Annotated in this window: 8 protein-coding genes; all 8 read left to right on the forward strand. The window is 46.3% G+C overall.

Annotation, left to right across the window (positions count from 1 at the left end):
• Window positions 1–17: 17 nt before the first annotated feature.
• On the forward strand, window positions 18–650 hold the full coding sequence (locus tag HJV72_RS00050; protein WP_208067704.1) for a hypothetical protein: 633 nt from the start codon (window positions 18–20) through the stop codon (window positions 648–650).
• Window positions 628–9,882 carry an RHS repeat-associated core domain-containing protein gene (locus tag HJV72_RS00055; protein WP_208067705.1) on the forward strand — a complete coding sequence of 3,085 codons (9,255 nt, stop codon included), beginning with the start codon at window positions 628–630 and terminating at the stop codon, window positions 9,880–9,882. The genes HJV72_RS00050 and HJV72_RS00055 overlap by 23 nt, the downstream gene beginning before the upstream one ends.
• 13 nt (window positions 9,883–9,895) lie before the next feature.
• Window positions 9,896–10,318, forward strand: coding sequence for a hypothetical protein (locus tag HJV72_RS00060; RefSeq protein WP_208067707.1), 423 nt, complete (start codon window positions 9,896–9,898; stop codon window positions 10,316–10,318).
• Window positions 10,319–10,519: 201 nt separating this feature from the next.
• The gene (locus HJV72_RS00065) at window positions 10,520–10,939 is read left to right on the forward strand and encodes a hypothetical protein (RefSeq protein ID WP_208067709.1); all 420 of its coding nucleotides are present in this window, start codon (window positions 10,520–10,522) and stop codon (window positions 10,937–10,939) included.
• 81 nt (window positions 10,940–11,020) lie between these two features.
• Window positions 11,021–11,245, forward strand: coding sequence for a DUF7336 domain-containing protein (locus tag HJV72_RS00070; RefSeq protein ID WP_208067711.1), 225 nt, complete (start codon window positions 11,021–11,023; stop codon window positions 11,243–11,245).
• A gap of 364 nt (window positions 11,246–11,609) precedes the next feature.
• Entirely contained in the window at window positions 11,610–11,879 is a 270-nt protein-coding gene (locus tag HJV72_RS00075) for a hypothetical protein (RefSeq protein ID WP_208067713.1), read from the forward strand.
• 31 nt (window positions 11,880–11,910) lie between these two features.
• Window positions 11,911–12,579: a response regulator transcription factor gene (locus HJV72_RS00080; protein ID WP_208067715.1), complete on the forward strand. Its 669-nt coding sequence runs from the start codon at window positions 11,911–11,913 to the stop codon at window positions 12,577–12,579.
• Complete coding sequence (locus tag HJV72_RS00085) at window positions 12,576–13,652, forward strand: HAMP domain-containing sensor histidine kinase (protein WP_208067717.1); 1,077 nt, start codon at window positions 12,576–12,578, stop codon at window positions 13,650–13,652. Before HJV72_RS00080 ends, HJV72_RS00085 begins: the two co-directional genes overlap by 4 nt.
• Window positions 13,653–13,745 lie beyond the last annotated feature (93 nt).

Below are 13,745 nucleotides of genomic sequence, written 5' to 3' on the forward strand. Positions count from 1 at the left end.
TGAGGAGGAAATGCATCATGAATAAGAAAAAACTATGTATGACAGCAGGGCTACTGCTCTGGAGTGTGGGAAACCACTGCATGGCCTATGGTCTGCTGAGCCGGATAGCAGACAGCGAGTCTGCTCTGTCTTCCGGCTTAATCGTCGTCAGCCTGTATCTGGCAGGAGCCGGACTCATGGGAGCAGCGGTATTTATAGTATTGCCGAAGAGAGCTGTCAAAGATTCTGCCAGAGGACTTTGTTTCCTGGGAGGAGGTTATCTTGTTCTCCAGCTTCTGCTGAGCCTGCCGGCTGGCGGGCTCACATGGGCGATGGGACGGTTGACCAGTCTGGAAAACGCACAGATTAAGGCGGTGTCAGATGTCATGTGCATGATTATACAGGTGCCAATCCGTGCAGGTGCATTGATTCTGCTTCTCTATATCATTACCGGCATCGAGAGGGGACTTAGAGCTGTCATGCCGAAAGCGTCTGCGGCCTGTGCAGTATATACGATAGTACAGGTGGCGTTGAAATGGATGGGGACGAGTCTGGCAGCACTGGCTTTCAGGATTGTACTTTCCGCAGCTGTGACATATGCCCTGTGGCGGTATGTCTACCGTGAATTTAGGAAAGGAGGCGCGGGTGATGAAGCAGCTGAGCAATTGTAGTGTCCGAAGATGTATGAGGCGCCTCCTGGCTATAGCAATGATTCTATCACTTGTCCTGTCCGGGGATGTGCTCGTACTTGCCGGAGAGATTCGGGATAAAGCAGAGGAGGAGATGGCTGAGTGGAAAGAGGAACAGCAGAAGGAAGAGATTAAGAGGCAGCAGCAGGAATATATCGAAGAGAACAGGGCCGGTGATGCAAGGGATAACGATAAAAATCCGGACAATCCGGACGTGTATGCCGAAAGAAAAGCGGAAGCGGACACCGAAGCAGGAAAAGCAGAGGAAACACTTCCTGGCAATGAAAAGATGGGACAGGATGTCATCCGTCAGCCTGAACTGGAAGATGAACGGATGGATGAACTGGAAGCCCGTTACGGCGCCCCGGTAGAAATGTTTGAATATGGAAAAGTCTTTCAGACGGATACAGGCAGCTACAAGTTTATCAGCACGACGGAACCGAATTTGTACCGGAATGAAAAGGGAGAGCTTAAGGAGATTGACAATACCCTCATAGAAAAACAGCAGAGCCGCCGCAGCCGGGGTACAGAACGAACAGATACCACATACTATACGAACAAAGCAAACAGTATGAATATCATGCTTCCGGCTAAAATGACAGAGAACAATGGGATTGTACTTACGGCGGGGAATGGAGAACAGTTAGAGCTTCTTCCGCAGGATGGAGACTATAGCAGGCCGTCTGTACTGGGGAATGCAGTCTTATACAATGATGTGTCGGAGAACGTAGATATACAGTATACCGTAAGAGGTGACAGTGTAAAGGAAGATATTATTCTGAGAGAAAAAGAAGCATGTCATAGTTTTTCCTATGCTTTCTCCACAGAAGAATATGAAGCTGCTCTGGAAAACAACGTAATAGCTGTCTGGAAACGAGGAGTTAAAGCGCCGGACAGGGAAGTGCTTTTTTACCTTACGGCGCCGTTAATGACTGATGCGTCAGGGTCTGGAAGTGCAGGAATCGTAATGGAGCTTGAGGAGACCGGCGGACGGTATGTCCTTACAGTGACAGGAGATGAAGAATGGCTGGCATCTGAAGAAAGAGTATATCCGGTCAAGATAGACCCTACCATCACAATTCCTGCTGAAAAGCTGTCCGTCGTGACAACTACGAGCAAGACAGGTAAATATGCAGCTTCTGCGTTTGGATACGTAGGATATGCCAGTGAAGCGGTGACGGGAGTAAAGGGTGGTGATCTGGGCAAGACACGGATGTTCTTCCAGCTCAACTATAATATGAAGAAGCTCATACCGGAGGAGGCGGTTGTACAGAGTGCGTATCTTCACATGTATGAGTATTCTGCCTATGCAAGTTCTGCAACTTATGCCTGTTACCGGCTGAAACAGAACTGGACCCCTGCGTCAATCTCATGGGAGAATTCTGTCGGTATCGGCAGGGAAATTGCCGGAGAAAATGCCACGGTAAGAGCAGGAAATGGTTGGAAGAGCTTTGATATCCGCCAAAGTGTGAACGACTGGTCGACAGGTATCGCGCCTTCGTACGGCCTGATGGTGATGGCGCAGGACGAGACACAGTGGGGAGCGGCATTTTTCACCCCGGACTCCAACAGTTCCGTCCAGCCTACATTTACGCCTGACAAGAAGCCTTATATCGAGATTAACTGGGTATATCCGAATCCCGTAGACCCAGCGTACTCCCTTGATAAGACGACGGTGAACCTGCGCTCCATGATTGATTGTGACATGAGTGGCAGACTGGCCTTCCAGGGTGTGTTTGCAGACGGGCTTGCGACACCGGAATCCGTAGTTACGTACCAATTGAATGATACTTCTAAAAAGTATGGTGCCAATGTATCGGCGGGACATACAAAGCGATATCCGAACAGTGAAGCGTTCGAAGGAGCTTTTTCAAAGACTACCACAAGATACCGGGACAAGCAGGGGAACTGGCAGACGGTATATCCATTTGTGGATCCGGACTATAATGTCTTGTACCAGATAGAGGCTTCTGCTGCAAAGAACGGAAAGACAGGACAAAAATCATCATCTGACAGATTCACAGTATATAAGGTGAAGCAGTATGACACGTTGCCGAAAATCGCAAGCTATTATGGGATACCCCTCAGCCAGATTAGTTTTGACAATCGGGTACAGGATATGCTGCTTACGGCTAACAATACGCTGTTCATCCGCAATCCAAAGAAGAACGCCGAGAAGCCTTACAATCCTCCGCCTCTGGATGACAAAGCAAAGGCACAGATAGATGCTCAGCTTATGGGAAGAGGGCTTCATTGTGAATTCGGATTTGAACCTGTGAATCTGAATACAGGTAATTTTTATCTGACACATACGGATGCATCTGTTCCGGACTTTGCAGGAGAGTTTTCCGTAGAAAGGAATTATAACTCCAAAGGTGCCTCATATATAAGCCCGTTCGGACGGGGATGGCAGTTCTCTTACGGCGAATATCTGTCCAAAATGGAGGACGGTACGCTTATATATACACGGGGAGACGGCAGCTCCCTGTATTTTGCGGAGACAGAGGAAGGAGTCTATAGTTGTCCGGAAGGCTATGATTACGATTTAAAGCGAATTAAGACAAGAGAGAAAGAGTATGACTTTGGTACAGGTAAAGTCAAGTATCCGGTATACGAATATGAGATAACAGATACAGATAACGTAGTGCGGCGGTTCGACTGCTTTGGCAGCATGACAAAGTTAACGGATGAAAAGGGCAATGCTACTGTACTGTCCTACGATAAGAACTATAATCTTACCGCTGTGACGTCTCCGGCCGGGAGCGTATACGGATTCGCAATGACAGAGGACGGCAAGGTGGCTCAAATTGCGCTTCCAAACGGGGGAAAACTGTCCTACGCTTATGACGATGATGACAACCTCATTCGTTACACGGACGCATGCGGGTCGGTTACACGTTATGAGTACGATGATATGCACTGCATGACTGCATGGTATGACGGAAAAGATAATTGCATTACCACTAATGTTTATGACAGCGAGGGCCGGGTCATCCGACAGAAGGATGCCAACGGATATGAAGTGGTTCTCACCTATGATGAAGGGAAGACGGTCGCTGTAGATGGCAACGGAAATAGAACAGTCTATACGTATGACGACCAGTTCCGCACTACGTCTGTTCTCCATGCAGATGGGACAAAAGAGAAAAAAGTATATGACGAGAACCGGCTCGTGCAGGAGACTGACGAAATGGGGCATGCGGTTAGCTACGCATACGATGCCGACGGGAATATAACGAAAGAGACGCTCTATGACGGAACTGTCAGAACGTATATGTATGATGGGAAGCAACATCTGCTCAGTGAGACGGATTACGGCGGAACAAAGACGGAATACAGTTATGACAAAGCTGGCAATCTGACAACGGTCAAGAAGGCAGGCACAGAAGTGGAATCTTGTACCTATGACAGCAGAGGCCGTATCACTTCCCGGACAGATGCAATTGGGAATACGACCCGTTATGCTTATGAAGGGGCGTGGCTTAAAAGCATAACAGATCCGCTTGGCAGCAGGACGTCATTTACCTATAATGCTATGGGGCAAGTGACTGGAAAGACTGACGGGAACGGGCATACTGTGCTGACAGGTTATGACGTTGAGGGGCGGATAATCCGGGAGACAGACGGCGCGGGAAATACCGTAACTTATATGCTGGATGCAAATGGACAGGCAATCGCCTCGGAAGATGCCAATGGGAATATGACAACTTTCGTATATGACGGTCTCGGCAATCTCGTATCCGGAAGTGATGGAGAAGGAAGTTCGTTTTCGTATGCATATGATGGAAACGGCAACTGTATCAGGGAAACGGATGCAAAAGGTAAGGTGGCGGACAAGACATATGACAGCAGGAACCGGCTGACAAGCGAAAGTGATGGGGCGGGAAATACGATTACGTATGAGTATGATGCAATTGGCAATGTCATAAAAGAGACAGATGCTAAGGGCAGCAGCATGTATTACACATATGATTACGTATCCGGTAAAAAAGCATCCGACACGGATGAAAGCGGCGCATCTATTACATATGAATATTCGTCGGATGGCAGGCTTCTCGTACAGCAATATCCGGACGGTACGAAAGAGACATATGAATACGATGCGTTCGGCCAGGAGATAAAGCGTACGGAAGTGAATGGTCTCGTAATCAAGAGCTCTTATGACGCGGCAGGCAATCTTACAGAGATAGACAAGGAAGGTGTGACAGCTTCCTTCGATTATGATGCTACAGGCCGCCTGACAAGGATCCATTATCCGAATGGTGGTACGGAAAGATATGACTATGACGGAGCAGGCAACATCGTGTGTGAGACAGATCTGCTTGGCAATGAGACGCACTACGAGTATGACGGAGCAGGCCGTCCCGTTAAGAAGACAGATGCCACGGGGGCGGAGACAATCTGGAGTTATGACGGCAACGGGAATCTCACCTCTGAGACGGACGGCAAAGGAAATACGATAAAGACAGAATATAACGTTTACAACCGTCTATCTGCTGTCACAGACAGTCTCGGGTACCGAACGGTCTACGATTATAACGAGAACGAAGAACTGACGGCCGTCACAGACGCCTCAGGGAGAAAAACTGCATATGAATACAACGTGCAGGGCCTGCCGGTTAAAGTGACGAATGCTGCCGGCAGCAGTTATGAGATAACATATGATGCCAATGGCAATTATACGTCCATAGTAGCGCCAGACGGAGGCAGGACGTTATATACATATAACAGGTTGAACCAAATTGTAAAGGAAGAGGACAGTGAAGGACTAACCGTAGAGTACGCCTATGATGTAAACGGCAATGTGACGAAGCAATGGGACAACAACGGAGGCAAAAGCGAATATACATACGATGTGGCCGGCCATATCCTCACAGAGACGGATGCGCTTGGACAGACGACGGCTTATACCTATGATAAATACGGCAACCTTGTCAGGCTGACGGAATCCGATGGCAATGAGACATCCTATACCTATGATGTCATGGGCAACGTAAGCTCCATAACAGATGCCGAAGGAAAGTCCATCTTATACACATATGATAAAAAAAGCCAGCTTATCAGGAAAGAAGAAGGAGGGCGCGTTGAAGAGTATGCGTATGACGAGGCGGGGAGGCTCTTAACAGAGAAGGATCCGTCAGGCGGGGAGACAAGCTATACGTATGATAAAACGGGAAATCTGCTGACCGTTACAGATGCAAAGGGAGGCACGGAGATATACGATTATGACGCGGCCGGGCATGTCATCGGGCAGACAGATGCCAACGGTAATCTTACTACGATGGAATATGATGAGATTGGACGGATTCTGGCCTCTGTGTCAGCCGAGGGAGGCAGAACGTCCTATTTATACGACAGCACGGGCAGCCTTTCGTCCTATACGGATATGGAGGGGGCCGTCACATCCTATGCCTATGACTGTATGGGCCGTGTTACGGAAAAGACGATGCCGGAGGGAGGGAGCTATACTTATAAGTATGATACACATGGAAATGTGCTGGAAGAAAGGACGCCGGAAGGAGATGTGACTACTTTTGAATATGACCGCTATGACCAGCTCGTGAAGCGGACACTTCCAGGGAAGGCAGTCTATGGCTATGCATACGATGCGCTCGGACGGATAACGCAGATGAAGGCGCCGGAGAACGGGGAGAAGACTTATACATACGACCGGTCCGGCAATCTGGTTCGTGAGGCCGACCAATCCGGCAGAACCGTAAAGTATGCTTATGATAAGATGCACCGTCTGACCCAGACAAGCAATCCTCTGAATCAGAAGACATCCTACACGTATGACGAGCATGGTAACCTGAACAGCATCGTGACGCCGCTCGGAAATACGACCGGATATGAATATGACGCCTTGGACAGAATCCGGAAAGTAACAGAACCAGCCGGAAAGGTTACGGAACTTGCGTATGATGCGGCGGGAAATCTGAAGCACATGGAGGAATATGGAGGAAAGAATCCAAGTGCTGGAAAAAAAGACAGACGCATTACGACTTATACGTATGACAAGGCGGGGAACAAAACTTCAGAGACGAACCCTCTTGGCGAGACGACGGACTATCTATATGATGCCATGAACCGTATCGAGGAAGAGACGGATGCTGCAGGCCATAAGACAGGTTATGAATACGATAAAAACAGTAATCTGACGGAAATCATCGATGCAAAAGGGGGAGAAGTAAGGCTTGCTTATGACGGCAATGGGAATCTGACCGGGCTGACGGACGGAAGCGGGAGGAAAGCCGCTTATGCTTACGACCGATCTGACCGTCTCATAGAGGCAGCAGTCGGTGTGGGAACAGAAGAAGCAGCATCTGTTCGGTATGTGTATGACGGACGGGATAATCTTGTATCCCGCACGGACGGCAATGGGTATACCACCAGATATGCTTATAATCTTCTCGACCAGATGACGTCTCAGACGAATGCGCTTGGACAGAAAGAATCATATAAGTACGATGATAACGGCAGATTATCACAGGTGAAGAGAGCATCCGGCCGGACGATACAGTATGAGTATAACAAGCTGGATGAACTGACAATGAAAGAATATTCTGAGGAAGATGAAGGAGAAGTTCTTTTTGCCTATGACCAGGATGGCAGAAGGGTAAGTATGAAGAATCTGGCAGGAAGCTCTGTGTATACATATGATGATGCAGGCAGGATTACCGGTGTGAAAGGTGGAGACGAAAGTATCATCCTATACCATTATGACGATTATGGGAATATCAATGAAATCATATATCCCGATGGCAGCAGCGTGGCTTACACGTATGATAAGCTGGATTGCCTTACTGCTGTCACAGACCGCAGTGGGGAGAAGACATCATACAAGTATGACGCGTCAGGCTGTATGACTCATATAAAACGTCCAAACGGTACGGAATCTGTCGTGACTTATGATGAGCTGAATCAGTTGACGGGTATAGAAAATCTTGACGTCAATGGAAAAGTCATATCTGCATATAGCTATATGTATGATTTGAGTGGTAACATATTGATAGAAATTATCCGGCAGGACGGCAACACGACAAAGTGGGAGTACGGATATAATGAAAGGGGAGAACTTCAAAGTGCAGTCGCTTCTGGTGCGGTGAGCGAAACGATAACGTATGGATATGATAAGGCAGGAAATAAAGTGCGTATCACCCGTAGTGCAGAGAATGCCGGCAAGCATCTGGAACAGTCTGTAAAAGAGAACCGTTTCAGCCCGGTGAACCAGCTTCTGGATAGTCGTGACAGTAAGGCAGGAATAACGACATATGAGTATGATATGGACGGGAACCTGATACGGGAACTTGGACCGGATGAAGAGATTCTGACTTACAGCTACGACACAGAGAACCGCCTGCGCGCTGTAAAAGATAACAGAAGCCTGCTCCAATCAGCTCTTTATGACGGAGACGGTAACCGGATCTTTGTCGTGAACCGCAAAATAGTGTCAGAAAATGAGCCGGTCTTTAAAAAGGGCAGCATAGGAAGTGAAAAGGAAATGGATAATGACGTCCCGGAGGAGGGCAAGGACGCTGAATCAGGGCGCTCTGGCAAGAGGTTGAATCTGGCGGACGGTGAATCCGAAAGCGAAGAGAAGGTTGGATTCTGCTACGGCTTCTTCCAGAACCTGTCCCAGGGATTCTCTGTCACAGATTTCTCTGTCAGTGACGCTCTCCATCGCTATTGGGATAAAATTTCAGGCTGGGTGCATGTCCATATTCTCGGCGATGAACCGGATGAAGAAGGAATTGTAAAGAACCCGGTAAAAGTGCTGCCGGAGCCTGAAAAGACAGACACATTGCCAGAGACAGGGGAAGAAAGGAAGGAGGAATTGTACGATACAGTACTGATACCCTATGGCATAGAGGAAAGAGACTGGGATACATATGAGGCGACCATGTATATCAATGACGTGAATCGTGAATACGCGGAGTCGTTGATAGAGTATGGAACATCAGGAAACATCAAAGCAGTATACGAGTATGGGAGCCAGCGTCTGAGCAGGGAGAAAGAAAATAAGACGGAGTATTACATGTACGATGGCAGAGGATCGGTCGCAAACCTGACTGGCAGACAGGGCACGAATATGTTATCTTATAGCTATGATGTATATGGGGAGGCATCGGCAAGCGCAGAGACGGACAACCCATATACATTTAACGGAGAGTACACAGATGCCCTGACCGGAAACCAGTATCTCCGGGCGAGATATTACAATCCCCAGACAGGCAGCTTCCTGACAGAAGACAGCGAGCTTGGAAAGCTGCTGGAGCCTGTGACGCAGAACCGGTACACCTATGCTGGAAACGACCCGGTGAACATGAAAGACCCAAGCGGCCACGGCTTCCTGAGCAACGTGGCAAAAAAGATTGCCAAAACAGCCGACAAGGTCAAGGCATACTATGGAATCAAGCCGAAGCCAAAGGTAAAGAGCAGCAGGAAGTCCTATACGGTGGGCAAGGCACAGAACAGGAAGAGCGGATACGGAAGCATCTATGCCGGACCGGAATACGGAGGCTATTCGGCATATCTGAAGAACCGTGGGCGCAGCAGCCAGATGGGGCTTGGCGAAGCGGTGCGCAACGTGGTACGGATAGGCAGCAAGCTGGTGGCCAGGTATGAGGCAAAGAGCTGCACGACAGCGGAGAAAGCCAAGAAGCAGAAAGGCGGGGCAAGTGCGGGCGTACTGGTCGGATCAGCAGTCGGGAATCTGCTGTGGAACTCCGGGAAGGCAGCAGTCGTGAGCGGGGCCGTACGGGCGTCAGGGTCCGCACATGTGATAGTTGGAGGAGTGGTAGCCGTAACCGTCTGGTGGATGAATCCGATAGAGGCAGGCGAGTCTGAAGAGGACGTAGAAAAGGCACAGAAGAAATGGGAAGAGGCGGAGAAGAGTAAGGGAGATAGTGGAGCTAAAGAGAAAACAAAAGCCCAGAAAGAACGTGATAAACTTTTAGAGGGAGCAAAGGATACAACAGAGAAAAAAGGCAAAAGTAAGAATTATGAAAAAGGTGGGGGTGACCAAAAAGCCCAAGAAGATTTTAATAACTTGGATTTAAAAGATGTAAAAGATATAAATACAAAATACGGTCCAGGTAAACAAGGGATAGATAGTGATGGCAATTCTGTTATTTATCGACCCGGTAGTGAAACGGGAGGCCCAACAGTTGAAATACAGTTGCCCGGAAATAATAAAATAAAAATTAGATATTAATAGTGGAGGTACGATGGAAAATTGGAAAGTAATTAATAAAGGATACATACCAAAAGGAAAGTATTTGGCAGAATTAAAAAACGGAGAAGAAGAGGGATTAATCATTCTGCTGGAAAGTAATGAATATTCTGTTAAGATGGATTTTGGTTTAGCATCAGCGGTAAGAATGTTTGATGAGGGAATATTATTGCAAGAAGGTATATTTGATGAAGAACAAATCGTTAAGTATAAAAAGGACAATTTTTCAAATACAATTTACAAGATAGTAGATGGAGAGTTTGGAAATGAAGTAAAAAAAATAAGTGGTGAAATGTATGATGTCCTGAATCTTGAACATTACTTAATTATTACTTTGAATTATGTAATTGAAGTAATTTCACAAGGAGAGCCAGAGATAAATGTAATTCCAATTGATGATAACATGGGTGTTGAATAGTAAAGCTTGCCAGAACAGCCGACAAGGTCAAGGCATACTATGGAATCAAGCCGAAGCCAAAGGTAAAGAGCAGCAGGAAGTCCTATACGGTAAGCAAGGTATAGATTATAACCATACAGATAATGGTTCCGATAAAGTCCCTCATAGACATGACTGGGACTGGAGTGGTGATAATGCTGTTAGAAAATAAGGAGGCAAGATATGAATTACAAAGAGATAGAAACTGAAGAAGATATAAAAGAGTTGATGGAAGAATTTTGTTATTTTCATGATAGTTGTATAAAAGAAATGAATTATGTTAGTGGGTGCTATGTTGACGTTAATAGAGCGATGCAACCGATTAACGTGAATCGAACAGTTGAAATTATTTTTCAAAGCCAAATGTCAGATTGTCGTACAATACAAGTACAATTTGATAAAATTAAAAAACTAAATTTAGAGCCACGTGATGAAGAGTATGACGCTATAATTTATGGAGCCTCGTTAATTAAAGTCAATATGACCTTTTATTGGAGTGAATGGGAAAACTTAAAAACAGAGGATATTAATTCGAGTAGAGGAACATGGATAGCAGCAGAGAGGATCAGATGGAAGAAATTAAATGATTCTGGTATATATTAAATAATTATATTTATATATAATATGTCATCAAGTTAGTAAATTTTTTATATAAATATAGTTTTAACAGAGGAGTGTGGCAAGATGAAAGTATACTTACTTCAACATAGTTATGAATATGAGATTTACGAAGATATAAAAGCAGAGGAGACAAAAATTATTGGTATATATAGCTCTCGAGAAAAAGCAGAGGAAGTTAAAGAGAAATTTAAGATGAAAAAAGGATTCTGTCGATTTTCAGATGATTGTTTTTATATTGATGCATATGAAGTGAATCAGGATAACTGGACGGATGGATTCGTAACTTGAGATAGCGAAAAGGACACTTGGATTGAGTGATTCTTTCTTGCAAGATCTCTATTAGTAGACTTATACTTATATCCTTTTGTCTTCTCTAAACAATAAAAGGGGCGTACCCGTCAAGAATGTATACACCACGGAAGTGGCTTGTTCTTAACGGGTACGCCTTTTTAGTGTAGTTTTGTAAAAGAGGATTATTTGTTATCAGGCATGGTCTAGATTAGTTTCTCAAAAGTGGCATTAGACGCTTGTTTAAGGTATTTTTCTTTCAAGCAATGGATTGTTTGGTGTAATATAAAGGATGGCACAGATTTCGTGCAAAAAGATACAGAGCAAGAAATAGCAATGATGTAGATTCTTATACGCAGGGTCGTTGATAGAACGTGGAACATCAGGAAACATCAAGGACATGTACGACGGCAGAGGTTCGGTTGCAAACCTGACTGGCAGACAGGGAACGAATGTGTTATCTTATAACTATGATGTATATGGGGAGGCATCGGCAAGTGCAGAAATGGACAACCCATATACATTTCACAAAGGGTACACAGACGCCCTGACCGGAAACCAGTATCTCCGGGCGAGATATTACAATTCGGCTAATCCCTATAGCAGCAAAAAAGCCGTAAGATTGACGCTATAAGTAACGGTAAGGCGGAAAGGAGTGATTTTCAATGGCGAATATATTGATTGTTGAAGATGAAAAGAATATGCAGGACATCATTGCCACGTATATGCAGCGGGGCGGACATACCTGCTTCACCGCGGACGATGGTGTGGACGCCTTGATGGTATTGAAAAACAATCCGATGGATTTTATGATACTGGACGTAATGATGCCCCATCTGGACGGCTTTTCCGTCTGCAAAATGGCACGGGAAATGAGCAATATGCCTATTATCATGCTGACGGCCAAAAGTGGTGAAAACGATAAGCTGAAAGGCTATGAATATGGGGCCGACGACTACATGACAAAACCTTTCAGCCCCAAAGTATTGCTTGCTAAGGCAAACGCCCTGCTCCGCCGTTCTTCCTCTGCCCCTCTTGACGCATTGAACTTCGGAAAGATAACGGTAGTGCCGTCCTCCCACAAAGTATTCATAGACGGAAAGGAGATTGCTCTAACCCACAAGGAATATGAACTGCTGTATCTCTTCATGGCAAACCCGGGACAGATATTCACCCGCGACCAGCTGCTGAACAGAATATGGGGATATGACTTCGGGGGAACCACCCGGACAGTAGACACCCATATCAAAACCTTGCGGCAGAAACTAGGCAACGAAGGGAAACATATCGTTACCCTCATCCGCTCCGGCTATAAATTCGAGGTAACAGTATGAAATTAAATGATAATTTTTCACTGCGGACAGTCCGTAAAAAGATACTGATGGTATCTAAGCTGGCCGGTATGCTGCTTATCCTTTCATACATCCTTGCAACAAGGCTGGAAATGGATCCTGATGTTTCATTTGCCGTCTGGTTCCTTTTTGTACTTGCCACTGTTCTTGCTGTCGATTTCCTAATGGGGCGATTTATTTCAAAGCCCATTTCAAAGCTCAATCAAGCGGCCCGGAAGATGGCGGAGCTGGATTTTTCCGTCCCTTGCGCTATTGCCACCAATGACGAATTTGGGGAACTGGCTTTCAGCATCAATACGATGGCTGATAATCTGCAAGAGGCCCTTGCACGACTAGAAGCAGCTAATATGCGGCTTGAACAAGATGTGAAGCAGGAGCGGCAGCTGCTGGCCGAGCGCAAAGAACTGGCAGACCAGCTTTCCCATGAGATGAAAACACCGCTTGGCGTTATCCGCGCCTACGCCGAGGGATTACAGGACGAACCTGACGAGGGCAAGAAGCAGAAGTATTCGGAGATAATCATAACGGAAACAGAACGAATGAGCGGACTGATCACAACACTTTTAGATTTATCCGCATTGGAAACCGGAACTTCGCGGCTTAACCCGGAACGGTTTGACTTCGTGGAATTTCTGGAGACCGTCGCCGGGCGGCTGCTGATTGATGTGCCGGATGCCTGCTATGAATTGCATTACGAACTGCCAGAGCACAAGGTCTATGTCTATACGGATAAGTCCCGTATGGAGCAGGTGCTAGATAATCTGATTGTCAACGCAAAAAAGAATGTCATTTCAGACGGTATTTTGAAGCTGACCTTGATGGAGCAGGCGGGGACACTATATTTTTCCATCTATAATCAGAGTCCTCCCATTCCCGAGGAGAACCTGCCAAAACTGTGGACAAAATTTTACCGGGACAGCAATTCCAAATACAGTGGCTCCGGTCTGGGTCTTGCCATCGTCGCGCAAATTCTGTCCATGCAGAAATTTGATTTCGGCGTGAAAAATTGTTCGGATGGGGTCCAATTCTATTTTTCTATTCCATCCGTCAATTAAAAATGTATTTATAAACGGCTCTGCTTTTACTTAAAAGGCAGGGCCATTTCTGTTTATTGGATTTCACGCCAGCTTCACACCGGGCTCACACCG

Origin of the sequence: Extibacter sp. GGCC_0201 (genome assembly GCF_017566055.1) — a bacterium.
Lineage (GTDB): Bacteria > Bacillota > Clostridia > Lachnospirales > Lachnospiraceae > Extibacter.